Genomic DNA, 22,407 nt, shown 5'->3' with positions numbered 1-22,407 from the left:
CGTTCTTTTAATTATTTATTATCATTAATTCTACGTTACGCCGTTATTGATTATTGTTGGGTTTCCTTGCGTCAACCCAACCTACGTTCATAATTGTAAATCCTCATCTAATATTGTTCCGATATCTCTTGCACTATGAATAACTCGCAAAATATCAATTTCTGATTCAAAAATGCGATAGAAAATCAGATATTTTCTAAATCCTTTAATTGATTGTTGTCGAATATCTGTTAAATTAGGATGAGAAAATTGACAGATTTTTCCCATAGCTGGAGTTTTAGCTAATTGTTTAAATGTTGTTTCTGCTGCTATTAAAAAACGGTCAGAAACATCTAAATTATCTTCTGCTATGTAGGTTGCTAAATCTATCAAGTCACGGATAACTTGAGGTCTTTTTTTAATTTCAAACATCACAGCTAAATTGCACCTTGACGGTTGTTAATTTTGTCTCTGACTGCTTGACGAATATCTTCCCATTCTTGTGCTGTCATTTCTGTAGCTTCTCCAGAATTTAATCCTTCTAAAAGCATGGTCTGTAGTTGTTCTTTTGCTCTTTGTTTTTGGTCTTGTCGTACTAATTCCCGAAAGTATTCGCTAACACTGCTGTAACCACCTTGTGCTACCAGTTGTTCTACGTAAGCTCGCATGGTGTCAGGTAAGGAAATATTCATACTTTTCATGAGGTGATTTCCGTGAATGTTATTTTCTATATTATGGCAGGTTTTGTCATTTTCTGCCATTACTAGAAAAAACGATTGATTATAGTTGGTGTTGTTGGGTTTCCTTGCGTCAACCCAACCTACAAATATATGGTTAGTTAATTGCAACAGAAGATACATTAAGGGATGATAGGAAAATCATTATTTCTTGTATTAATGGATGTTGTTGTAATATCTTAATTTCTTCATCATTGATATTGCTAAATATTTTCTCGTTGATTGATTTTTCTGTGCCTAAAACTATCTCTAAAAATTCTTTAGGTTTACTTTGCGCTAGTTGCCATTCTAAATCATTAAATTCACGTTGGGCTATTTTTTCAATTAATGGTTTATTTTGGAGAAATATAATTTCCATTTCGGGAATAGCTAAAGATACTTGAAAAGGGGTTTTAGCCGCAGCACGACGTAATAAATAATTAATTAAATCCGTTTTTTGAAATATTTGAGATTCGTTATCTGTATGTGTATCTAACATTAATATTACAGGAATATGTCTAGTAGCAATGAGGGAACTTGCTAATGATCTTACTTCATACTGACTTTCACCTACTACTATTTTCACATCTTGAATTAAATTTTTAGGCAGTAATTTTTCTAAGATTTCTTGGTTTTTATTACCTTCTAATACTATATAAGATAAAGTCATAATACAGCCTCAGTTTTAATATTGAAAGTTAGAGTCAAAATAAATATGGCTCTACCGTTTCCTTTATGTGAAACAACATTTATTGTAGGTTGGGTTGAGGTACGAAACCCAACACTCCTTACTATCCTATCACTAATGTTGGGTTTCCTTGCGTCAACCCAACCTACTTTGATTATTTTAGGTTAATTTGATTTTAAAAAGTTTGGTTTGAAATGTTTAAAATGCTTAAAATCAGAAAGTCTACTTTCTAAACTTTCTATTGCTTTTATAACATCATTTAAAGTTCCATTTACTGAAACTGCTTCAACATCATCAATCCATATAGCTAATTCAAGAGCAAGTTTTTTATTTTCGTTTTTCCTGTAGTTAACCTGTCCTCGTTCTCTTATATATTGATAAGCCTCACTAATACTTTTTGGCTCGGTTTCTGTTATCTCATGACTATACATTTCAAGTAACAGATGATCAGCACATTTCCGAAATAGCAGCATTTCTTGATTTTCACGATGTATACTGCCATATATCCACATTGTTCCTGGATTGGGGTGAATCTTGTAGTGATCATGTATCCTATTAACTTCTGATTTTAGTTGTTCTACTAAATGCTCAATGTCTTTCTCAAATTGAGTCGGTTCTTTTTGTGAGGCAATACTAAATGGGTTATTGAACATAATTAAGATTCAGAACAATTTATAGCCTAATATTATATTAGTATATCATAGCTTTTTTGTCTATAATTAATATCAAAATTACGTAAGGCGTAAAATATTTTAAGTGATGAACAAAAATAATATTTACGCCTTAACGCATAATTATTTGGATGCCAAAAACCTAATTACCAAGTAATTCTCTTCTCCGTCTCTCCTGTTCCTGCTGCCAAACCCTTGCGCGTGTTTCCTGATATTCTCCTACTGCTTTTTGGGATTCATTCTTTAGTGATTGCCTCAATACACGAGCTTCATCTTCATCTCCTAAAAGAGAAATCACTTCTCTTCTTTGTGGTTTATCAAGTTTAATAAACCATTGGATAAAAGCTTTTAAAATTGCCTCTCTTGAACCTGATACTTCGTCATTAGCCATAACACAAGAAGGACAAACGTATGGTAAGTAGGATGAAAGCCAAGATGATATTAAAGCCGAATAAGACCTATATTTTTGGCCGTCGGAAATACTTAGTTTGCTCTTGTTGCATACGTCACCAGAGATATTTTTAGCAATAATACAGTCTAACAACTTGGAACCGTAGTGTGGATTCTCATAGTTATTAAAGTTATTTGCTAATCTTCCAACAGCTACAGAACCAGGATACCCTGGTAGTATTTCTCCTGTTGAAGCGAGTTCAGGGAGTTTATCCAAAATTAAGGAGTAATGATATCGGGAGTAGATACATTCGTTTAAATTTTCGTTATCTATCCGAGAAATATCCAAGAGCATTTGTTGATAGTATTTTTTAGAAGGAACATCTTCCTGACAACTATCAGCCACCTCAGCCAGTGATTTCATATTAACCTGAGCATCACTTTTCATTGGCGTTAAAAACAAAGCCGAGCTAGTTACAAATAAAGCAATTAAACCTTTAAAACTTTAACTGTGAATTTCATTATTGATTACCCTCTTTGATTACCTGTTCTAATTCATCGGAAGCTTTAGGAATGAGATGTGTATTTTCCGAAGGTTTAGTCACATCAACTACATTATCATGTGAACGTGGTGTATTTTCCTGTTTTTCCCTCGCTTTTTGTGGTTTAGGTGGTAATTGTCGTTTCTTTGGAGTTAACACAATTGTTTTTTGTGATTTTCTTCGCAAAGCCTGGTTAGCCTTTTCAGCTTGTATTGCTGCTTGTTGTCTTTGTTTCTCTCGCAGTGCTGCTTGTTCTTAAGGAAAGGGATTTAGAGGAGCAACTGGGAAAATTGGAAATTTGCACAATACCCACCCCTTCATCTCCCCAGATGTGTCAAAATAAGAAATTGTCATCCGAAATATTATAAGGTAATTTAGTGACTTCAACTGCTCAAGCTAGTGCGAGTGCGCGTCGTGCGGTCTTTCCATTTACAGCCATTGTCGGTCAAGAAGAAATGAAACTGGCGCTACTGCTAAACGTAATTGACCCAAAAATTGGTGGTGTAATGATTATGGGCGATCGCGGCACCGGAAAATCTACAACTATCCGCGCATTGGCGGACTTATTACCGGAAATACCTGTTGTTGCCAATGACCCCTTCAACAGCGACCCCAACGACCCGGACTTAATGAGTGATGAAGTGCGTCAACAAGTAGCCCAAGGGTTAGAAGTTCCCATTGCTCATAAAAAGGTGCAAATGGTAGATTTACCATTAGGCGCAACAGAAGACCGGGTTTGTGGCACAATTGACATTGAAAAGGCTTTATCTGAGGGTGTGAAGGCTTTTGAACCAGGACTACTAGCTAAAGCCAACAGGGGGATTTTGTACGTTGATGAGGTCAATTTGTTAGATGACCACTTAGTAGACGTTCTTCTGGATTCCGCAGCTAGTGGTTGGAATACCGTTGAACGGGAAGGAATTTCTATTCGTCACCCCGCGCGGTTTGTGCTTGTTGGTTCAGGAAACCCGGAAGAAGGGGAACTGCGTCCTCAATTACTCGACCGTTTTGGAATGCACGCAGAAATTCACACAGTTAAAGAACCAGCTTTGCGAGTGCAAATTGTGGAAGAAAGAGGGGAATTTGACCAAAATCCTGCTGTGTATTTGGAAAAACACCAAACCCCCCAAGTAGCATTACAACAGCAAATTGTCAATGCTCAGGAATTATTACCACAAGTTAATTTAGACTATGATTTTCGGGTGAAAATTTCCGAAGTTTGTTCAGAATTAGATGTGGATGGTTTGCGGGGTGATATTGTTACTAACCGCGCTGCTAAAGCCTTAACCGCTTTTGAAGGCCGGACAGAGGTTACAGTTGACGATATCCGTCGGGTAATTACTTTATGTCTGCGTCACCGCTTGCGGAAAGATCCCTTGGAATCTATTGATACTGGCTATAAGGTGGAAAAGGTCTTTTGTCGGGTTTTTGGTGTGGAACTTCCAGAAGATTCCTCACATAAAAACGGTACAGGTATAAAAGCAGGCACTCGTTAGTTAGTTGGCGTTGCTGAATGAAAGTGTGAATTTGTCTCACGCAGAGACGCTCCAGGGATAAAGACTAAGAGTTTGAGAAAGGTAATTCTTGATTTTTATGCCTCAATTCAGCCAGACCTAATTAGTTAATATAGTACTGGTGGTTAGTGCAGTAGCTACTAACAACTGACCACTAACCACTAACAAATAACAAATAAATTATGAGAACTTGGAATTTTTGGTTAAATAGCTTGATTTTATCTAGTCAATATCATCCACCAAGATTTGTGGAATTTTTAATGTTGACATTAGCGATCGCTATGCTAACAATTTCTATCATTGTACCAGATAAACCTTACACCATACTAGGTTTAAGTTTTGTAATTGGGTCATCAACTTCTATTTTAGTCCGGGAAGCAATGTCTTCTCATGGTAACAGCCGCACAGTTTTAAATCAACAACGCATGACCCAATTAACAGCATTACTATTATTAGGAATTAGCATTTACGGTTTTGCAGATTTAATCCAGACTCTGTAATCAAATAGGATTCCTATAAGATTCCCATATCAATCCTATCTAATGGTTGCAGTAATTCATCAAAGGGAAATAACTCCAAATTATTTTCTTCATTATCAGGTAATGTTTCGGAGTTAATTGTCTCTAGTTGTTGAAGTAATTCCCAAACTTGATTTTGTAAGACATCCCGTTCCTGTTGTAAAAGGGATATTTGATTTTGTAGTTGATTAATTTCAGATTTTTGTACTGATATTTTGCTTTCTAGATCATTAATGGTATTTTCTAGATTATTTCTTGTTGTGGTTATCTGTTCTAATAAATCATTTTGTTTGTTAATTTCCAGTTCTTGATTTTTAATTTCTATCCGCAGTTCATAAAGTTTTTCTTCTAGTTTTGGTTTGAGTCTTTCTAACAAAATCAGATCATTTTCTATTTCTTTCTTCTCTTGTTTAAGTGTATCAAGTTGAGTTTGAATTTGGTTGATTTCCGAGCGAGATACGTTACAATTTAGTTCTAATCGTCGCTTTTCTATGATCAGATTATTGTGGCTATTACTCAGTTCTATATGACTGCTTTCTAATTGGTTAAATTGATTTGTAAGATTATCAACTTCCGATTCAAGTTGCTTTTTTTGAGCAGCAAATGTACCTATATCTCGATGTAAACTATCCCTTTGACTACGACAATCTCCAATTTGTTTTTCTAGTTGTTGAGTTTCTGTATACAATAAATTTCTATATTCTTCTAATTGCTCTATTTCTCGGAAAATGCGGGATTTCAATCCTTCTAAATCCCGAATACGTTTCTGAAGTGAACCAATAATTCTCAGTTCATCATTTCTCCGTCTTTTATCAACAATAAATGCGGCTGAATATGTTGATAAAACTGTTATTATCCCGGTGAGGAAGGCTTTAGAAAAATCCCAGTTAGGGACAAGACTTAAACCAAAACTTACACTAAAGGCGGTTATTCCTAGCAGGAATTGATGACTGACTGCTGGAGGCATTTTGCGAGGTCTTAGTATAGTCAAATTGTTAGAATGATTAGTAATTAAAGTCATTATTCCTCACATTTTAATTTGTAATTATGCAATTCTAATTATGCCTAGATGAAATGGTAAGTAACTTTGATTATGACTCTGTAGTGATATTTTTATTTTCACCAAATACGGCCAAATCTGCTTTTAAAAAGTCAATAAACTGTCTTGCTGTTCTGCCAGAACGTCCATGATGACGGGTTGCCCATTGTAAAGCTTTATATTCTAAATCTCCCGGAGCAATACTGATGTTTTTTGCTAGGTGCTGGACAATTTGTAAATAGGTTTTTTGATCTGCTGCTTCAAAGGTTAATGTTAGACCAAAGCGATCGCTAAAAGACAACTTTTCCTCCATTGTATCCCATCCATGAACTTCATTGTTATCCTTGGGGGCCGATCTATCCGTGAAAAATTCTCGGATTAAGTGCCGACGGTTAGAGGTAGCATATACAACTACATTTTCTGGTCTAGCCGTTATATTCCCTTCTAAAACTACTTTCATCATTTTAAAGGCATCATCATCTTCTTCAAATGATAGATCATCGACAAAGATAATGAATTTTTGGGGAACTCCTCGCAACTGTTCAACAATTTTCGGTAAATCTGGTAATTCTGACTTAGACACTTCTATTAAGCGCAGCTTTCTATGACTATACTCATTTAATAAAGCTTTGACCAAAGAAGATTTGCCCGATCCACGACTCCCATAAAGTAATACGTGCAGCGCCGTTTCTCCTGACAATAAAAACTCTGTATTTTTCACTAAAGCGTCTTTTTGCCATTCGTAACCTACCAAGGTAGACAGTCTCACTGTATCCGCATAAACAATGCCCACTAACTGCCCATTTTGCCAACGAAAAGCATGGTATTGAGCAAATAAACCGGTTCCATGTTGCCCATAATAAGTGGCTAAATCTTCTACAGCATCACCCCAATTTTCTAACTGGGAAATAAACGCCATTATATCCGTTTCTATGGCTACTGTTTCCGGTTCTCGATACCAGACTACAGGGGAAATGGGTAAATGAGTCGCCATTTGCACCCACTCGCTCAAAACTGCACTATTACATTCATAGAAACTTTGTAATACTTGTAAATCATGGCGGACAGCAGCGACTAAAGCCGGAGGTAATTTGCTAAATTCCTGCTGTTGTGCCAATCTGCTAAAAGGATTATCCGCTGTGAGAATTTGCCTAATTAGGTATTCTTCCCAGGTTTGATGCCTACCTGCTAAAGCGTGGAAATAACTACCGTAGGCTTGGAGGCAATCCCGCCCGTCTGCATCAGTATAACGGATGGTTTGTAATAAATTCAGAAAACTTTTGCCTACATCGCCTTGTAGTACAGATTGGTACAGTAAAAGGGAGGCGGCTTGACGTTGCAGAAATTGAACTGGTGTATAGGATGTATTGCTTGCCGTCAGCATTGCTAGATGATTCATCAATCAACTGGGTAAATTGTCTCTAACCATGAATTTAAGTATAATGGCGACTTTTGACTATGGCATTTTTATCTGAGTTCATGGCATTATTGATTACCATAACTTACGCTAATACTGTGTCGAAATGGCATCACAATTGCTCCACTGTTAATGTGTAATTGCGTTTTAATCCTCGTTCAGATATCCCTACCCAAATTTGATATGTTCCTTTTGTCCATTCTTTATCGCTTACACTCGCATCTTTGCTTCTACCAGTATCATCACCACAACGAACTGTTTCCTTATCTGGACCTTTGATAAGCAAAGTTGTGTCCGTGTCCTTGTCACTACTGTTAACTAAGATTGTTAAGTTATTAAAGTTCTCTTCTAAAACCAGAATATAATCAGGATTGGACTCAGCAAAACCAATACAAACGTTTTTATTTTTGTCACGGCCTCTGATAATGGACAATGAATAAATACCGCCTGTAACACCTGATACTTTTTGTTCCATTGGTTTCATACCTGATGACAGTTTTAAAGTCCCAAAATTTGGTGTTTGTCCTGATGCTAATCTAGTATTTGCAAGTATAATTACGGCAAATAGCCATGCTAATTGAGACTGAAATCGGAGATGAGGATATTTCATATTAAGGTTAATTAGAGGGAACAGGGAAGAAATAAATGAAAATTAACCGCAGATTAAAATTTATGAGTGTTAGTCAGGATTTAATTCTCTAATGCAGTTTTAATAATACTCCACCTGTGAGTCTTCCTGGTTGAGTATGATAACTGCTGAATGTAAGTGATTGCAAATTATTAAAGAGTGGTTTATCTAGTAATTCCACGAATTTAAGCATAGGTATTTGACGTTCAAGAATATTTCGACTAGTTTCCCAGTCTAAATAAATATATCCTTGATTTGGCTGAGGAATTACACCAAGACTACTTTTAAATTTGGGATTCTCCAGTAAAGATCTTTGCTTTTGACTCAAAATTTCTTTTAGTATGTTTAAGTCGGAAGTGAAAATCTCGTAATTATTCAAAGTTGTATGTACTCCTTTGACTTTCGTTTCCAAATTGATAGATTGATTATTCTGGTTTGTGGTTATAATTTGTGTCCAAGCTGATACTTTCTGTCCATTTAAGGTCAGGGAAATAACATTAAAACCACTACTATTAGCAATATTATCTAAATGTGCTATACCTGCTGCTAATTGTGGCTTTTTTTCGACCACAAATACCCAATTAGGAGTTGTGTTTTCTGAATTGGGTAATAAAGCTAAAGCATATTCTCCTGTTACCCAACTGAAAATATCTTGACTAAAGTTTAAATTCAAGTTTTGCTGGATTTTTATCAAAGGTTGTATTAGTCGAGAAATACCATCTTCACTAGAACCGTAAATAGTTGCTGTTCCTTGTTTCCACAGTTTTGCTAAATCACTATTACCTAAATTACTCAAATTCGCTCCAGAAATTGCCAAATTTGTTGATTCGGGAATATACTGTAATGCTGCAACAGGTTGAGATAATGGCAAAGATGGAGGTACAATTTGGGAGTTTGTTAAAAAGGTACTTTCTGCTAACAATCCTTGAGAATTTAAGGCTAAAGATAGAATTTGGCTATGATAAGTTGACTCTGCTAATTCTAATTTCTGCCATTTGCTAATTTCGGGTAAATTAAAGAAGCTGACAGCTAGAGAATTTTTGGGTATTTGTTGACTAGCTTTTTGATATTCAAGAGAACTAACTAAGTTTAAATCTGGTGCTTGTAAATTATTAATTGCTGCTTTGATGACTTGGGGATGATTTGCAAATAGAACAAAATTATTAACAATTGCACCAGCTAAACTATTTGATATTTGGGACGCTGAATATTCTTGATGATCATAAATAACTTTGACACCTTTATATCGTTCGACCTCTAAATTATTTCCTGCAAAAGCTCGTTTAGAAAATAATAATTCTAAAAATTCGCGGCTTTTTACTGGGTTTTTGGTTGCAAGTGCCATTAAATACCCTGTTTGTAGTCCGTTGTCTGGGTCGCGGTCTATATCTAGGGTTGTGACAGCTAGGGTAATTTCATGATTCAGCCAGGGTTGAATATCATCTTGGTAATCTATATTACTTTTGGCTAATAGACTATTTTTGATTTGAGACAATTCCCTTTTTTGTGCTATTTTCTGTAAAGCGTCGGGATTTACCAATAATGAAACCATTGCTGGTGAGAATTTCGGGACGAATATGGCCGCTCTGGGTTGAGAATTGGGAACTAGAAAGCTGGGGGAATTTTTGCCGAAAACCCAGTAAAATACCGCAAGACTAACTATTAATAGCGTTACGAAAGCAACTACAAGGAAATTTAAAGGTGAGGGTTTATTATTCAGATTATTATTCACACTAGTTATATTTTCCAGTTTTTTCTGCCAACATAAATAGTATAGGATTTTTTAGAAAAACTGCATGACGGATAAATCATTTGCTCAACCCTTTACTCAAATTAGTGTTGAATACCTAGCACAATGCCTTAGGGCGGATGAAGGCACGATTCAGTTAATAGATGTGCGTGAACCCCAAGAACTGGCCATATCACGAATAGAGGGATTTGTCAATCTTCCTTTAAGTGAATATGAGCAATGGAGTCAACAAATATCTACTCGCTTTGATCCTTCTATGGAAACTCTAGTTCTTTGCCATCATGGTATACGCTCCGCTCAGATGTGTCAATGGTTAGTTGGTCAAGGATTTACAAATGTTAAAAACATTATGGGTGGTATTGATGCTTACTCAATTTTAGTTGATCCTTCAGTTCCGCAATATTAGGGAAGAGGGAAGAGGGAAGAGGGAGTTTAGCTAGTTAAATATTTGCCAACTAATACTAACTAATGCTATGCTTTTCTTATGGCATACATACCACTTAGAAAAGCGGTCGAATTTCTGGGATTGCATCCAAACACCTTGAGGAGATATGCAGATGAGGGGAAAATCAAAAGCATTAAAAACCCGGCAGGACAAAGATTATACGATGTCGAATCATACATCACGGGCGATTCAATTAGAACTCCCACTATTTGCTACTGCCGGGTCAGTTCCTCAAAACAGCGAGATGACCTTGATAGACAAATCGCCTATATGCAATCCCTGTACCCAGACGCAGAAATCATCAAAGATATTGGCTCAGGACTCAACTTCAAAAGAAAAGGTCTGCGCTCCCTACTGGACAGACTTTTGCAAGGAAATAAATTCATCCTTGTTGTTGCCTGTCGGAAACATTCTCTCCTTCTACTCTTCTAGTTTATCAGTTTGCATATTCACAAAGAAATATTAATATTTTGTAACTAAAACCACAGCTTGTGTTAGGTTGCTATGAGATACTACTGAAAAAGTTGGGAATTTACCTTATGTTCTGTTTTCAGCTATGTGTTGATAACAAATACAGCAAATAAATGCGGAAGGTAAATTTTGTGTTTAATGAACACAATATGTGTATATAATTTGCTATCTTATATTAATTAATAATTAATTCTTTTTTGGGGTTTTGGTGGTGGAAACCACTCATTTTTTCAACTTTTGATTAAAATTTGCCTACAGTAAAAATATCAGCTATGCAAGTCCATTTGACTAATCGCCAACAAAATATACTTTCGGCCACTGTACGTCATTATATCGCTACAGCAGAGCCAGTGGGATCTAAAGCCCTAATTGATGGTTTTGATTTAGGTGTTAGCTCGGCTACTATTCGCAATGTCATGGGGGGCTTGGAAAAATCAGGGTTACTTTATCAACCGCATACCTCTGCGGGGAGAATTCCTTCTGATTCTGGTTATCGGATTTATGTAGATCAATTAATTGTACCATCAGAGACGTTAGTGAAAGAAGTAGAAGCGGTATTACAAAAACGTCTACACTGGGAAGATTGGAGTTTAGAAGCTTTGCTACAAGGTGCGGGACAAATTTTAGCAACATTAAGCGGCTGTATTAGCTTAATTACGATGCCGCAAACGACAATAGCAAAATTACGCCATTTACAATTGGTGCAAATTGAAGCTAGTAGGATTATGTTGATTGTGGTCACTGATAGTTATGAAACCCATTCTAAGGTAATGGATTTATTCTCAGAATCATCAGTAATTAAACCGAATGAGGAGGTAATTGATCATCAATTGCAGATTGTTTCTAATTTTTTAAATAGTCACTTACGAGGACAAAGTTTATTAGAAATAGGCTATCTTGATTGGAATGAATTGGATCAAGAATTTCGAGTTTATGGTGAATTATTGAAAAGTTCTCTGGTAGAATTAACTAATCGCGCTCTTGCACCCACAGCTACACAAATTATGGTAAGGGGTATCGGAGAGGTTTTACGACAACCAGAATTTTCTCAAGTACAACAGGTGCAAACAATTATGCAATTGTTGGAAGAAGAACAAGACCAACTTTGGCATTTAATTTGTGAAGAGCCAGAAATAGATGATACTAGTAAATCGAAGGTAACGGTAAGAATTGGTGCAGAAAATCCTCTCAAACCTATTCGCACTTGTACTTTGATTTCTGCTATTTATCGTCGGGGTTCTGTGCCGGTGGGAAGTGTGGGGGTTTTGGGTCCAACTAGGTTAGACTATGAAAGTGCGATCGCTGTGGTCGCCGCAGCAGCAGATTATCTCTCAGAAGCTTTTAGTTAGTTAATTTCCATGAAATTGGTCTGAAAAATTGCCATGATCACAAGGGAATAGGGAACTGGTTTTTTGGTGACTTTAGCTATTTTTAAATGCTTTTGTTTTTTCAATTTTTTATATTTCAATCATGATGAGAAAAATCACTTTTGGTCTATTATGGCTAGGATTTATTTCCTATGCCTTTTTCTTTGCTCCTCCTGAACAACCTGATACTTTTGAGTTAATAAAAAGTCTCTCTACAGGAAATTGGCAAGAAATTAATCCCCTGATTATATGTTTATTTAATATTATGGGGATTTGGCCTTTTATATATAGTGCAGTAGTCTTTTTTGATGGTAGAGGTCAAAAAATCCACGCTTGGCCTTTTGCTATTGGTGCTTTTGCTTTAGGTGCATTTGCACTTTTACCATACTTGGCTTTAAGAGAACCTAATCAAAAGTTTATAGGTGAAAAAAATTCATTTTTGAAAATACTGGATTCCCGCATTTTGGGAATTTTATTAACTTTAGCTGCAACGGTTTTATTTACCTTTAGTTTACAAGGAAATTGGAGTAATTTTGTCGAACAGTGGCAAAATAACAGGTTTATTCATGTCATGAGTTTAGACTTTATCATGTTGAGTTTATTATTTCCGACCTTATTAGGAGATGATATGATGAGACGAGGTTGGCAAAATCATCAATTATTTTGGTTATTTACAATTCCTTTATTTGGATCTTTAATATATTTGTGTGTCCGGCCACCTGTAGAATGCTGAGAGGATGTTTGAAAAGTATTAAAGGAAGTACGCCGGCGCGAACTAACAGAAAATCAAGCTTTTCAAAACCACGCAGGTGGGTTTTGCCTGTGTAGCCGCGATTTAGAATCGCCCGAGTTAGTATGAATTTAGACTTTTCAAACAACCTCTTAACAGCTTAGTATTTTTATCATTGAAAAAAATATCGACGACGAGTTAAATTGCGTAAATAGCGATAAATTAACCAAGCTAAAACTCCTAAACAGAGATTGAGAGCAATATCCCTAATTATAAACCAAAAAATCGCTGGCTCAAACCAAAGTTCCCACCGCAAAGGACTAATTTTTCTATACAAAATCAAAAATCTAAATATAGAATTTCCACCCAAGAAAAAAATTAATAATACTAAACCCTTTTGCCAATTACGTGCTGAGGATCTATGTCCACCAATTAACACTAAAGGACCTTTACCCTGTAATTTTCTCAGTAATTTTTCCCACCTCCAAAACATCCATAACAGCAAGGGAAATAAACCATAAGTAAGTAAGTATAAGGGCTGTGGAAACCTGCCAGCAATAGATAAAATATTAACTAAAGCATGAAAAAAGACAGAATTTAACCAAGCGGTAAAAATTAAATTCCGATCTCGATCGCACCTGGTCTTAGTACCAAAATATACCGCCAAAGCGTAACCCCAAGGAGCGGAAAACATGACATGAACTGGTGTACCAATAGTCCTTTCTAAAATTGAGGATGTACCATTAAATAGATAAATCCAGGTTTCTTCTGCTGCAAACCCTAACCCTACTGCTATAGTAAACAAAAATACGGTAGTACATCGCAAATAATACTGGCGTTGTAAATAGCAAATGGGCAGAATAACTGCTACTAGTTTACAACCTTCCTCAATTGGTGCTATTGCTAATATTTGCCGAAATATTATACCAGAAAAATGACGCTGTATCTGTTGCCAGTTTAAAAGCCAGTTAGCAGTGTTTTCCAGAGCAAATTCCAGCCCAAGGGCAACAAAACCAGATACAGCACCGATAATGAACAATATGAGTAAATTTAACAGAGGTGGGGCAGCGGGGGTTCTGCGGTAGTAAAACCACAAAAACAGCAAGGGGGGAATCACTGCCCATAGCACTAGTAATAAATTATTCACTCACCTGGGCAATTACAGTACGATGACGAGGACTATTGCTAGTAATAGTAGGAGCGTTAAAACCGGCTTTAATTAAAGCCTGTTCAATGTCCAAACTAAAATATTCGTCTAAATAAGGTTCGGTGCTTTTGAGCAGCGTCAAAATATAAGGTGGCATTTTTTTGTAATTTTCTGCTTTGGGGTTCATGTCCATAATTGCTAAGTGGCCACCTGGACTTAAGATACGTCTAGCTTCAGCAAAAATCCTGTGAGTTGCTGATTGTGGTAATTCATGACACATCAGGAAGATGGAAACTAAATCAAAGGAAGCATTTGTAAAACCTGTAGATTCTGCTTGAGCGTGAACCCAGTTAATTTGAGTTTGATGTTCTTGACTACGATAATTAGCTACAGCTAAAAAGTAAGGAGATAAATCTAAACCGATAATTTTGGCTTGAGGATAAGCTGCTTGTAAGGCAAAGGTACTTAATCCTACCGCACATCCTAAGTCTAATATATTTTGTGGTTGGGGATAAATTTTTTCTTTGAGAATATTGTGGTAACTTTGACGCAGTTTGGTGTCACCTTGAGAACCGGCTTCAGTCCAGATACTAGCATGAACGGTGCGAGCAGCTACTTCTAATTCAAAAGCTGCTGGCCAACCTAAATTTCCTTGTTCGTAGGCATGAAATGTCCGCAAATAGTATTCTGGGTAATTAACTTGGGGATTTTCAACTTTTGATAGGTCCTTTACCCAGTCACGCTGTTGCAGTTTTTCCACTTCTTGAGTCCAGGGTACACCAAGTTTTTCAGCCCGTTTAATCATCATTTGTCGGGCTTGGTGTTTGGCCAGGTTTGCTAGGGGTTTAATCGCTAAAATGTCATTAATGAGGCGAGAAGCTAAATCAGGGGTATTGTTGATGGTAGTTGTCATAAATCAATTTTGGTAAGTAGCCTTTACATACATTAAATCCTAAGAATTTGATCAAATTCAATACTTACTTGCAATATTATCAAAATTATCAAAGTATCTGATAAACTTAATAAACTTTTAATGGGCGTGATTGATAATTCTTGATGTTTAAGGATGATTATTAGTTCTCAGCTTTTGGGCTGCCAGATAGATTTTAGTCCATTCACTTAGAACTTGATTGGTTTTACATTGTAGTTTTTGGGCTATTTCTTCCATGGAATTACCAGCTTTACACAAATTGAGAACTTCCTGGGCTAAAGGGGTTAATTGTTCTTGAAGTTGTTGCAATTCTGTTGCAGTTAACCCTAAATTATCTTGTTGTAAGGATGCAGAAAGCCAGTTATCTACTAATTCTGGTTGATGTTTAATCGCAAATATTCGCACAGCATGATAACTAATTTTTTCGCGGAGACGATATACTTCTTTAATAGGTTTATTAAGTTGTTTGGCAATTTGTTCTTGAGATTTACCTTGCAGATATAACTGCAACCAATCTACAGCTAGTTGTCCAATATTTGCTAACAAATATTCTGCAAATTCTTCTTGGACTAATTGACGGTTAGCTTGTTGTTCTTCTAAATATTGAATTTCTTCATATTGTGCGATCGCTTGATTATCAATTAAGCTAACAGGATTATCGTTATTTTCCGTTATAATCTCCTGGGAAACAAGTTTCACTAATTCGCTGGTAGGTACTTGTGTTAAGCCTCCTCTCTGGATTCTTCGTAGGTAATTAACAAACCTGTACATTAATATTGGTTGATTCCGAACTGGACGTAAACAATATTCTTCAATACTAGCAAATAACAACATATCCCGCAATCTTTTATCTGTTGTTAATGCGCTAATTTGGCTCATTTGTTGTTGAATATAGGAATCACTTTGTAATAATTCTTGAAGCACTTCTTGAAGTACATCAACAATACTACGCTGACGATCTCTGCTTAGAGATATCCAAGACTGAATTTTGTTTCTAATCGTAACTACGCTACTCAAACGACTAATAAGTTGACAATAAGCCCTTTCTCTGCTCATTCCTAAATAGCGTTTGTGCAAAATTCGCCACCGATATTCCATTGCTTGTTTAGCAATTTCTAATTCTTTGGGGTTAAGTAAATCAAACCGGTTTAAATCTATTCCCAACAGCCAGGAAATAATAGTTTCTTTATTAGCCTGACTTTGTTCTGGACATTCTGTAGCCAGTCGTTGTTGCCAATATTGAGCTATATTTGCCCCATTTTGTGTCATAGCAATATTGCTCTCCTCGAAATTAGATTTGGTGATTTAGTAGCAAATAATAATTCCTAATTGATCAGGACTTATGCAAAATATTCCTCAAACCCTCATTTCTCTGTGTTCTCTGTGGCTGGAGTGGTTCGTTATTCAGTGACTCGTGCGTAAGTCCTATTGATTTATTGTTAGAGATTGTTTGAAAAGTCTAATTTATTACTTGCTTTTGTGACTGGAAATTGCGGTTCATCTTGCACACAGACAAAAACCACTAAGATGGGTTTTGTCTGTGTAGCCGTGATTTCTAATGGCCGATTTTAGGGCGAATATAATTAATTCGCTACTAAACCAGCCAAGTTCACTTGGGTAGAGTCATGAAAAACCAAGGATTTCTAACCTGCTTATGCAGGTCTTATTTCTGTAGCCATGATTCCCCATGGCAAATCTTAGTATTAATTTAGACTTTTGTATTCATCTTCTTGCTCTTTACCCATTACCAGACAAAATATTAAATCAACCTCTGTTAGAGGCGGCAATGATGGGATTTTCTACGGAGTCTCTATACTGTTGTACTTCTGCTGTATAAGCGATTGGTAATACAGCCTCTACGTTTTCATGGGGACGGGGAATAATCACCCAAGATTCCAAAGTACCACCATAAACTTTTTCTACAGCATCTACACCAGCGGCCATAGCGGCTTTCACTTCGGAAACATCACCACGAATGTTAACTGTAAACCGGGCGCTACCAACTCTGATATAACCAACTAGGGTAACTCGTCCTGCTTTTACCATTGCGTCTGCTGCTGCGAGGACAGCGGGAAAACCCTTAGTTTCTAATGATCCAACGGCCTGTAATGACATTTCTCATCTCCTGTTTTGAATATAAAGTTATAGATGGCTACAAATTAATTGTATGAAGGAATACTTCAATTTTTGATAGCGCATTTACTTAGAAAATACGGAAAGGTTCGGATTTCGATGTGAAGTGAATGGGTAAGACCGTTTCTACGTTTTCCGGAGGGTTGGGAATAATGTAGTGGGTAATAACCTGACCACCATAGATTTCTTCACCCGCAGTAATACCTGCGGCCACGGCTGTTTGGACTTCGGCAACGTGTCCCCTGACGGCAACTATCAAGCGACCACCTTCGGCGATACCATAGTACACAATGGTGACACCCGCTGCTTTGACCATGGCATCTGCTGATGCTAAAACCGAGGGAAAACCTAATGTTTCAATTACGCCAACTGCCATTGGCATGGGCTGAATCTCCTACGTTAGGGATAATTGATTCTTATTTTACGAGGATTGTGTACCGATTTTTATTTTTGTGGAAATTTTCTTTTTTAATTAATTGCTGGGTATTGCTGCAAGTGGTACGCGCTGATGTAAACTGGGTTTTATGTTTCCAAGTTTTCTCCCCCCCGCAGTTGGGCAACTCACACAAACTACATCTATCGCTTTGGCCCAAAATATCCAACGTCAGGCGATCGCTGTTCCCTGTATAAATGCAACTATTGATACTACTTATGTCCATCAAGGTCAGGGTGGTACACCGATTTTATTAATTCATGGTTTTGATAGTTCTGTCCTTGAATATCGGCAAATTTTGCCTTTACTAGCTGAAAATAATCAAGTTTGGGCGGTGGATTTGTTAGGGTTTGGCTTTACGGATAGATTACCGGGAATTACTTATAGTCATGAATCAATTAAAACTCATCTTTTCTCTTTCTGGCAAACTTTAATTAATCGGCCTGTGATTTTGGTGGGTGCGTCTATGGGTGGTGCGACCGCTATAGATTTTACCCTTACTTATCCAGAAGCTGTAAAACAACTGGTATTAATTGATAGTGCTGGTTTGAAAGCTAATTCCCCATTAAGTAAGTATATATTTCCTCCTTTGGATTATTGGGCTACGGAATTTTTACGAAATCCGAAGGTACGCGATCGCATTTGTAGAACTGCTTATAAAAATCCTAGTCTAATCTCTGCTGATACTTTATGTTGCGGAGCCTTACATCTACAAATGCCGAATTGGACTCAAGCTTTAATTGCTTTTACGAAAAGTGGCGGTTATGGTGCTTTTAAATTTCCACAACTGGCCAAAATTGCACAACCAACTTTAATTTTATGGGGTGATAGCGATAAAATTTTAGGAACTGGGGACGCTAATAAATTCGCTAAAGCCATTCCTCAAAGTCAGCTAATTTGGATTAAAAATTGTGGTCATATTCCCCATTTAGAACAACCAGAAATTGTTGCCCAACTTATGTTAGAATTTCGGAAATAAAGGAAGGTTAAGTATATTAACCCAGCATTTTTCCGATTTAAGAAGATAATCAAACATCAATGATGATCAATACACAGTAAGAAAGATGGATAAAACAAAAATCAAATCTCTTATTTCTCATTTAGGATTTATAGAACAAGAATCGGATATTTTTCAACAAAATTACCTGAAAATCTATACCAACCATAAAAACTATGTAATTAAAGTTAATTTTGCCACTGAGAAAATTGATTATGGGGATAAAATTTCAGTAGAAGATGAAACTACCTCTAATTTTAGTCAACCTGAGAATTTCGTTGTTTTAGAATGTGTTAATAGATTATTAGAAAAAGGTTATGAACCTAAACATTTAGTCTTAGAACGTAAATTTCCTTTAGGACGAACTGGTAAAAGTGGAAAATCAGATATTTCTGTTTTTGATAGAGAGGAAAAATCTTTAATTATCATTGAGTGTAAAACCTGGGGTAAAGAATATGAAAAAGAAAAAAATCGGATGATAGAAAATGGTGGACAACTATTTTCTTATTTGCAACAAGATAAAAACACTCGCTTTCTTTGTCTTTATACCTCACAACTTAATGATGATGGTTTACTTATTTATGAAAATGCCATTATCCAAATTAAGGATAGAGAAGAAACTTTAAGATTATTAACAGAAAGTAAGGAAGAGATAAAAAGCTATAAAGAAGCTAAAACAGCAGAAGAATTATATACAGCTTGGAAAGAAAATTTTAACTGCTATTTTGCACCTAATGGAATTTTTGATCCAGAAGTGCAAGCTTATAATCCTGAATATATACCCATTAAGAAAAAAGATTTACAACCCTTTACTGAAGGAGAAGGACGTAAATTATTTAATCAATTTGAAGAAATCTTACGTCATAATAATATCAGTGATAAATCAAATGCTTTTAACCGAATTTTATCTTTAATTTTATGTAAGATTGTTGATGAGCAAAAAAATGAGAATGATATCACTGACTTTCAAATTATTGAAAGTAAAGATACACCTGAACAGATACAGGAAAGGTTACAAAAATTATATGCTAAAGGAATGAGAGAATTTCTGAAAGAAGAAATTGTTTATTATTCTGAGGAATATATTGATACATTAGTGAGTAATTTCTCCATACAAACGACTCAAGAAAGACTTAAACAAATATTACGGGAATTAAAATTTTATAGTAATAACGAATTTGCTTTTAAAGAAGTTCACAACGAGAAATTATTTTTGGAAAATGCTAAAGTATTAAATGAAATTATTACTTTATTGCAATATAAAAAATTTAGATATTTTTATAACGATAACAATGGCTTAAAATATCAAAAACAATATTTAGGGGATTTCTTTGAACAATTATTAGATGCAGGTTATAAACAGTCTGAAGGACAGTTTTTCACACCTTTACCTATTGCCAAGTTTATCGTTAAATCGCTGCCTTTGCGAGAAATAATTGAAGCTAAATTAAATCAAGAAAAAGTAGATTTTTTACCTTATTTAATTGACTATGCTTGTGGTAGTGGTCATTTTTTAGTAGAAGCAATTGAAGAAATACAAAATATTGTTGATATAATTAAACCTGAATTTACCAAAGATGTTAATAGATATATTAGACAATATCAAGAATCATCAGATTGGGCTGAAAAATTCATTTTTGGGATTGAAAAAGATTATCGTTTAGCCCGTACCGCAAAAGTAGCTTGTTTTATGAATGGAGACGGACAAGCTAATATTTTCTTTGGCGATGGTTTAGAAGATTATAATGAAAGAGAACGTCAACTTGCGCCTAGTTATGATGTAGTTATTGCTAATCCTCCTTATTCAATTCATGGATTTAAACCCCATGCTTTAAAATTAAAAGATAAATATACACTTTTTGAATCTTTAACTGATAGTTCATCAGAAATAGAAGCTTTATTTATCGAAAGAACTGCCCAATTATTACATACAGGAGGAAAAACTGGAATTATTTTACCAAGTTCTCTTTTAAATAATACAGGTATTTATGCTCGTGCTAGAGAGATTATATTACAAAATTTCCTGATTAAAGCTATAGTTGAATTAGGTTCAAATGCTTTTATGGCTACAGGAACAAATACTATAGTTTTATTTATGGAAAAGCGGGAATCTCGCTGGAAACAGGATTATAATTATGTAGCTGAAGATTATATTATTAATAACAGAGAACGTCCCCATGATTTTATAGATAGTGAATCTTTATTTAGAAGTTATGTTGATTATCTCGGTTTAGATTTTGATGATTATAAAACTTTTGTAGGACGTAGCAGTAATGATGCTATTAAAGCAACTGAATGGTATAAAGATTATCCTCATTGGTTTGACAATTTAACAGATGTTAAAAATTTACAAAAACGTAAAGATTTCAAATCTTTAACAAAAGAGGAACAACAGGAGAGAATTGAAAGATTATTTTATGAAAAAGTATTACCTATTGAAAAGGAAAAGTTTTATTATTATTTATTGAGTTATGAACAAGAGTTTATTATTGTCAAATCTGGTAATGATATTCAAAGTAATCGAGAATTTTTAGGTTATGAGTTTAAGAAAGGAAGACAAGCAGGAATGGTTGTTTATCAAGATAGTGAAGATAAAGATAAAACTGCTTTATATGATGAGGATAATCTATTTAATTCTGACAAGGTAAATTATTATATTTATCAGTCTTTTTTAGGTAATATAGAAAATCCGGCTGATGCTGTTAAGGATTATGTTTCTATTGTTGATCTAGTTGATTGTATTGATTTTAAAAGAGTTGAGTTTGACAAACAAATTAGTTTATCAACCAAGACAAAAATTAATTTTCAACAAATATGGCAATCAAAATTTAACTTAATTAAGCTGTCAGAAGTTGCCAATTTTGAAAGGGGAACTTCTATTACAAAAGCATCTGTTAAACAGGGTAATATTCCTGTAATTGCTGCTGGTATGCAACCAGCTTATTATCACAATGTATCAAATTTTGAAGGTAATATAATTACTATAAGTGCTTCGGGTGCAAATGCTGGATATGTAAACTATCATAATTATCCTATTTTTGCATCTGATTGTTTTGTAATTCAATCGAAAAATACAAATGAAATATTAACAAAAATAATTTTTTATTTTTTAAAACTAATTCAAGATATTATCTATCAATTACAAAGAGGACAAGCACAACCTCATGTTTATATTAGCGATTTGCAAAAAATACAAATCCCTCTACCCCCTAAAGAAGTACAAGAACAAATTATTCAAGAAATTGAAGTATTAGAAACTAGAGAACAGGAATTAAGAAATAATATTGAACAATTACAAACAAATATCCAAGAGAGATTAAATGACTCTTTTAATACTGCACCTAAAATAAAACTATCTCAAGCAGCATTTTTAGAAAGAGGTCGTTTTAGTCATCGTCCTAGAAATGCACCTCATTTATATCAAGATGGTACATATCCTTTTATTCAAACAGGAGATGTAGCTAAGGTCAAGGGAAGAAATATTATCTATTCTCAAACATTAAATGAGGAAGGATTAAAAGTTAGTAAGCTATTTGAACCAGAAACTATTTTAATTACAATTGCGGCTAATATTGGAAGTACAGCGATTTTAACTTATCCTGCTTGTTTTCCTGATAGTATTGTTAGTATTAAACCTAATGAACAAATGAATATTGATTACTTGGAATATTATTTAAGAACTCAACAACAATACTTAAATGATATTGCACCTCAAAAAGCACAAAAGAATATCAATTTAGAAATACTTCGTCCTTTATTGGTTGCTTGTCCTGAAAAAAATGAACAAGATAGAATTATTAATGAAGTGTTAGATATGGAGAAATATATCCAAAATTATGAACAAGAAATTCAAGCTATACCACAACAAAAAGAAGCAATATTACAAAAATATTTATAAAAA

At 35.1% G+C, this 22,407-nt stretch carries 23 protein-coding genes; 8 read left to right on the top strand and 15 right to left on the bottom strand.

Features of this window, described 5'->3' with window-relative positions; all coding sequences use genetic code 11:
- Positions 1-87 precede the first annotated feature (87 nt).
- From H6G25_RS15305 to H6G25_RS15280, 6 genes are all read right to left on the bottom strand, one after another.
- Positions 88-411 carry a type II toxin-antitoxin system RelE/ParE family toxin gene (locus H6G25_RS15305; protein WP_035368182.1) on the bottom strand — a complete coding sequence of 108 codons (324 nt, stop codon included), beginning with the start codon at positions 409-411 and terminating at the stop codon, positions 88-90.
- A 5-nt stretch (positions 412-416) separates the two neighbouring features.
- Positions 417-740 carry a type II toxin-antitoxin system ParD family antitoxin gene (locus tag H6G25_RS15300; protein WP_228036400.1) on the bottom strand — a complete coding sequence of 108 codons (324 nt, stop codon included), beginning with the start codon at positions 738-740 and terminating at the stop codon, positions 417-419.
- Between the two features lie 73 nt (positions 741-813).
- Positions 814-1,365 (bottom strand): hypothetical protein, encoded by a 552-nt coding sequence (locus H6G25_RS15295; protein ID WP_190393227.1) that lies wholly within the window; start codon positions 1,363-1,365, stop codon positions 814-816.
- 182 nt (positions 1,366-1,547) lie between these two features.
- A complete protein-coding gene (locus H6G25_RS15290) occupies positions 1,548-2,036 on the bottom strand; it encodes a hypothetical protein (RefSeq protein ID WP_190393226.1) in 489 nt (162 codons plus the stop codon).
- A gap of 160 nt (positions 2,037-2,196) precedes the next feature.
- Complete coding sequence (locus H6G25_RS15285) at positions 2,197-2,892, bottom strand: hypothetical protein (RefSeq protein ID WP_190393225.1); 696 nt, start codon at positions 2,890-2,892, stop codon at positions 2,197-2,199.
- Between the two features lie 73 nt (positions 2,893-2,965).
- A complete protein-coding gene (locus H6G25_RS15280) occupies positions 2,966-3,145 on the bottom strand; it encodes a hypothetical protein (RefSeq protein ID WP_190393224.1) in 180 nt (59 codons plus the stop codon).
- A gap of 218 nt (positions 3,146-3,363) precedes the next feature.
- Between H6G25_RS15280 and bchI the strand changes: the two genes are divergently transcribed.
- Together bchI and H6G25_RS15270 are read left to right on the top strand one after the other, a co-directional pair.
- A complete protein-coding gene (gene bchI / locus H6G25_RS15275) occupies positions 3,364-4,482 on the top strand; it encodes a magnesium chelatase ATPase subunit I (protein ID WP_190393223.1) in 1,119 nt (372 codons plus the stop codon).
- 200 nt (positions 4,483-4,682) lie between these two features.
- Positions 4,683-5,000, top strand: a complete 318-nt coding sequence (locus H6G25_RS15270; RefSeq protein WP_190393222.1) for a hypothetical protein — start codon at positions 4,683-4,685, stop codon at positions 4,998-5,000.
- 13 nt (positions 5,001-5,013) lie between these two features.
- On the opposite strand, the gene H6G25_RS15265 is transcribed toward H6G25_RS15270, so the two are convergent.
- From H6G25_RS15265 to H6G25_RS15250, 4 genes are all read right to left on the bottom strand, one after another.
- Entirely contained in the window at positions 5,014-6,039 is a 1,026-nt protein-coding gene (locus H6G25_RS15265) for a hypothetical protein (RefSeq protein WP_190393221.1), read from the bottom strand.
- 70 nt (positions 6,040-6,109) lie between these two features.
- Complete coding sequence (locus tag H6G25_RS15260; protein WP_190393220.1) at positions 6,110-7,456, bottom strand: ATP-binding protein; 1,347 nt, start codon at positions 7,454-7,456, stop codon at positions 6,110-6,112.
- Positions 7,457-7,586: 130 nt separating this feature from the next.
- On the bottom strand, positions 7,587-8,084 hold the full coding sequence (locus tag H6G25_RS15255; RefSeq protein ID WP_190393219.1) for a hypothetical protein: 498 nt from the start codon (positions 8,082-8,084) through the stop codon (positions 7,587-7,589).
- An 88-nt stretch (positions 8,085-8,172) separates the two neighbouring features.
- Entirely contained in the window at positions 8,173-9,834 is a 1,662-nt protein-coding gene (locus H6G25_RS15250; RefSeq protein ID WP_347239198.1) for a DUF3352 domain-containing protein, read from the bottom strand.
- Between the two features lie 64 nt (positions 9,835-9,898).
- Between H6G25_RS15250 and H6G25_RS15245 the strand changes: the two genes are divergently transcribed.
- From H6G25_RS15245 to H6G25_RS15230, 4 genes are all read left to right on the top strand, one after another.
- Positions 9,899-10,258 carry a rhodanese-like domain-containing protein gene (locus H6G25_RS15245; protein ID WP_190393218.1) on the top strand — a complete coding sequence of 120 codons (360 nt, stop codon included), beginning with the start codon at positions 9,899-9,901 and terminating at the stop codon, positions 10,256-10,258.
- Positions 10,259-10,336: 78 nt separating this feature from the next.
- Positions 10,337-10,729, top strand: coding sequence for a recombinase family protein (locus H6G25_RS15240; protein ID WP_242034988.1), 393 nt, complete (start codon positions 10,337-10,339; stop codon positions 10,727-10,729).
- 311 nt (positions 10,730-11,040) lie between these two features.
- Positions 11,041-12,117 carry a heat-inducible transcriptional repressor HrcA gene (hrcA, locus tag H6G25_RS15235; RefSeq protein ID WP_190393217.1) on the top strand — a complete coding sequence of 359 codons (1,077 nt, stop codon included), beginning with the start codon at positions 11,041-11,043 and terminating at the stop codon, positions 12,115-12,117.
- Between the two features lie 121 nt (positions 12,118-12,238).
- A complete protein-coding gene (locus tag H6G25_RS15230; RefSeq protein WP_190393216.1) occupies positions 12,239-12,868 on the top strand; it encodes a DUF2834 domain-containing protein in 630 nt (209 codons plus the stop codon).
- Between the two features lie 169 nt (positions 12,869-13,037).
- On the opposite strand, the gene H6G25_RS15225 is transcribed toward H6G25_RS15230, so the two are convergent.
- From H6G25_RS15225 to H6G25_RS15205, 5 genes are all read right to left on the bottom strand, one after another.
- Complete coding sequence (locus tag H6G25_RS15225; RefSeq protein ID WP_190393215.1) at positions 13,038-14,012, bottom strand: PrsW family glutamic-type intramembrane protease; 975 nt, start codon at positions 14,010-14,012, stop codon at positions 13,038-13,040.
- Positions 14,005-14,925 carry a class I SAM-dependent methyltransferase gene (locus H6G25_RS15220; RefSeq protein WP_190393214.1) on the bottom strand — a complete coding sequence of 307 codons (921 nt, stop codon included), beginning with the start codon at positions 14,923-14,925 and terminating at the stop codon, positions 14,005-14,007. Before H6G25_RS15220 ends, H6G25_RS15225 begins: the two co-directional genes overlap by 8 nt.
- A 147-nt stretch (positions 14,926-15,072) precedes the next feature.
- On the bottom strand, positions 15,073-16,212 hold the full coding sequence (locus H6G25_RS15215; RefSeq protein ID WP_190393213.1) for a HetZ-related protein 2: 1,140 nt from the start codon (positions 16,210-16,212) through the stop codon (positions 15,073-15,075).
- Between the two features lie 495 nt (positions 16,213-16,707).
- Complete coding sequence (locus H6G25_RS15210) at positions 16,708-17,058, bottom strand: carbon dioxide-concentrating mechanism protein CcmK (RefSeq protein WP_137906469.1); 351 nt, start codon at positions 17,056-17,058, stop codon at positions 16,708-16,710.
- Between the two features lie 88 nt (positions 17,059-17,146).
- The gene (locus H6G25_RS15205; protein ID WP_137906470.1) at positions 17,147-17,458 is read right to left on the bottom strand and encodes a carbon dioxide-concentrating mechanism protein CcmK; all 312 of its coding nucleotides are present in this window, start codon (positions 17,456-17,458) and stop codon (positions 17,147-17,149) included.
- A 142-nt stretch (positions 17,459-17,600) separates the two neighbouring features.
- Between H6G25_RS15205 and H6G25_RS15200 the strand changes: the two genes are divergently transcribed.
- Together H6G25_RS15200 and H6G25_RS15195 are read left to right on the top strand one after the other, a co-directional pair.
- Positions 17,601-18,488, top strand: coding sequence for an alpha/beta hydrolase (locus tag H6G25_RS15200; RefSeq protein WP_190393212.1), 888 nt, complete (start codon positions 17,601-17,603; stop codon positions 18,486-18,488).
- Between the two features lie 85 nt (positions 18,489-18,573).
- Complete coding sequence (locus H6G25_RS15195) at positions 18,574-22,404, top strand: restriction endonuclease subunit S (RefSeq protein ID WP_190393211.1); 3,831 nt, start codon at positions 18,574-18,576, stop codon at positions 22,402-22,404.
- Positions 22,405-22,407 lie beyond the last annotated feature (3 nt).

It is taken from the genome of Dolichospermum sp. FACHB-1091 (assembly GCF_014697585.1).
Taxonomy (GTDB): domain Bacteria; phylum Cyanobacteriota; class Cyanobacteriia; order Cyanobacteriales; family Nostocaceae; genus Dolichospermum.
The sequence above is the reverse complement of the archived record's forward strand: the minus strand, read 5'-3'. Positions and strand labels throughout refer to the sequence as shown.

Bases quoted from the DNA above. Each gene is read 5' to 3' on its own strand.
- H6G25_RS15305 (WP_035368182.1), bottom strand. From the start codon at position 411: ATGTTTGAAATTAAAAAAAGACCTCAAGTTATCCGTGACTTGATAGAT.
- H6G25_RS15300 (WP_228036400.1), bottom strand. From the start codon at position 740: ATGGCAGAAAATGACAAAACCTGCCATAATATAGAAAATAACATTCAC.
- H6G25_RS15295 (WP_190393227.1), bottom strand. From the start codon at position 1,365: ATGACTTTATCTTATATAGTATTAGAAGGTAATAAAAACCAAGAAATC.
- H6G25_RS15290 (WP_190393226.1), bottom strand. From the start codon at position 2,036: ATGTTCAATAACCCATTTAGTATTGCCTCACAAAAAGAACCGACTCAA.
- H6G25_RS15285 (WP_190393225.1), bottom strand. From the start codon at position 2,892: ATGAAAAGTGATGCTCAGGTTAATATGAAATCACTGGCTGAGGTGGCT.
- H6G25_RS15270 (WP_190393222.1), top strand. From the start codon at position 4,683: ATGAGAACTTGGAATTTTTGGTTAAATAGCTTGATTTTATCTAGTCAA.
- H6G25_RS15265 (WP_190393221.1), bottom strand. From the start codon at position 6,039: ATGACTTTAATTACTAATCATTCTAACAATTTGACTATACTAAGACCT.
- H6G25_RS15260 (WP_190393220.1), bottom strand. From the start codon at position 7,456: ATGAATCATCTAGCAATGCTGACGGCAAGCAATACATCCTATACACCA.
- H6G25_RS15255 (WP_190393219.1), bottom strand. From the start codon at position 8,084: ATGAAATATCCTCATCTCCGATTTCAGTCTCAATTAGCATGGCTATTT.
- H6G25_RS15245 (WP_190393218.1), top strand. From the start codon at position 9,899: ATGACGGATAAATCATTTGCTCAACCCTTTACTCAAATTAGTGTTGAA.
- H6G25_RS15240 (WP_242034988.1), top strand. From the start codon at position 10,337: ATGGCATACATACCACTTAGAAAAGCGGTCGAATTTCTGGGATTGCAT.
- hrcA (WP_190393217.1), top strand. From the start codon at position 11,041: ATGCAAGTCCATTTGACTAATCGCCAACAAAATATACTTTCGGCCACT.
- H6G25_RS15230 (WP_190393216.1), top strand. From the start codon at position 12,239: ATGATGAGAAAAATCACTTTTGGTCTATTATGGCTAGGATTTATTTCC.
- H6G25_RS15220 (WP_190393214.1), bottom strand. From the start codon at position 14,925: ATGACAACTACCATCAACAATACCCCTGATTTAGCTTCTCGCCTCATT.
- H6G25_RS15215 (WP_190393213.1), bottom strand. From the start codon at position 16,212: ATGACACAAAATGGGGCAAATATAGCTCAATATTGGCAACAACGACTG.
- H6G25_RS15210 (WP_137906469.1), bottom strand. From the start codon at position 17,058: ATGTCATTACAGGCCGTTGGATCATTAGAAACTAAGGGTTTTCCCGCT.
- H6G25_RS15205 (WP_137906470.1), bottom strand. From the start codon at position 17,458: ATGCCAATGGCAGTTGGCGTAATTGAAACATTAGGTTTTCCCTCGGTT.
- H6G25_RS15200 (WP_190393212.1), top strand. From the start codon at position 17,601: ATGTTTCCAAGTTTTCTCCCCCCCGCAGTTGGGCAACTCACACAAACT.
- H6G25_RS15195 (WP_190393211.1), top strand. From the start codon at position 18,574: ATGGATAAAACAAAAATCAAATCTCTTATTTCTCATTTAGGATTTATA.